General features: G+C 39.7%; 1 protein-coding gene. It reads left to right on the forward strand.

The genetic code is table 11. The annotated features are described in order from the left end of the window. Window positions 1-100: 100 nt before the first annotated feature. Window positions 101-1,348, forward strand: coding sequence for an IS256 family transposase (locus tag ECA01S_RS13740; RefSeq protein ID WP_010743568.1), 1,248 nt, complete (start codon window positions 101-103; stop codon window positions 1,346-1,348). Window positions 1,349-1,470: the final 122 nt, after the last annotated feature.

Raw genomic sequence — 1,470 nt, forward strand, 5'->3', positions numbered from 1 at the left:
GAGAGTGTAATATAAACCGTGTAAGTAACCATTAATCCTAGGCAGGTGGTTGCTTCGCGGTTTTTCTTTTTCTACAATAAGATCAAGAGGTGATTACACGATGGCTAGAAAGAAAAGAAATCCTGATGCCGAAAAGTTGGCTGAATCCATTCTGAATGCCTATCAACCTGAATCTGTCGATGACATGCAAGATGCTTTGAAAGATGTGTTTGGGCCCCTTTTTGAAAAAATGCTTCAAGGAGAATTGAATAATCATTTAGGTTATGATGCCCATTCTAAAGAGCCTAAGGAACACGATAACCGTCGAAATGGCTATGGAACTAAAACGCTTAAAACCAGTTTTGGTGAAGTAGCTATTGATGTTCCTAGAGACCGGGAAGCTTCCTTTGAACCAGAGTTAATTCCTAAGAGAAAACGAGATGTCTCCGACATCGAAGGGAAGGTTCTTTCCATGTATGCACGAGGAATGAGTCAACGAGATATTGCCGCAACCGTCGAAGATATTTATGGCTTTGATATTTCCCATGAAATGATTTCAGATATCACTGACGCTGTCCTTCCTGAATTGGAAGAATGGCAAGCCCGGCCCCTAGCAAAGTGTTATGCCTTTCTATTCGTTGATTGTATGTATGTTACTTTACGAGAAAATTATGAAGCCAAAGAATATGCTGTATACACCATTCTTGGCTATGATCTCAAAGGAAATAAGGAGATTCTAGGATTATGGTTAAATCAAACAGAATCTAAAAATCGCTGGATGCAAGTATTTGATGAACTGAAAGCACGTGGTGTCGAAGATGTCTTTTTCATTTCGATGGACGGTGTTTCTGGCCTCGAAGAAGGCGCAAAAGCGATCTTTCCATCGGTAATTGTTCAGCGCTGTATTGTTCATCTTGTTCGAAATGCATTGCGCTATATTCCAAGTAAGGACTATAAGGAAGTCTGCCGAGATATGAAAAAGTTCTACGGTGCTTCTTCTCTAAACGCTGCACATGCTGCTTTTGGCAGTTTTCAAAATCGGTGGTCTCATTATTCTGGTGCTGTAGATGTCTGGAAACGGAACTTTGCACATGTTGAACAACTATTTGATTATGGTAGTGCCATTCGAAAAATTATGTACACTACCAATGCGGTTGAAAGTGTCCACTCCAGCTTCAGAAAAGTCACAAAAAAAGGAGCGTTCTCTAATGAGAATGCACTCCTAAAACTACTTTATTTACGCACGAAAGAATTACACGCGAAGTGGTCAGGTGGTCGAATTCAAAACTGGGCTATGGTGCTTAATCAGTTAATGATTAACGAGACCTTCTCCTCTAGAATTGAAAAGTATGCGATTTACCTTCCGTAACAACGGTAGGTTTATTCAACTATGTGTCCGATCAAAATTTATCTGATTTCAAAATAGCCGAGAGAATTATGGTGGTTAAAAACTCTTAACTATTTAACTTCCACAGTTTAGTTGACAAACCC

The organism is Enterococcus canis NBRC 100695 (assembly GCF_001544375.1).
GTDB lineage: Bacteria > Bacillota > Bacilli > Lactobacillales > Enterococcaceae > Enterococcus_H > Enterococcus_H canis.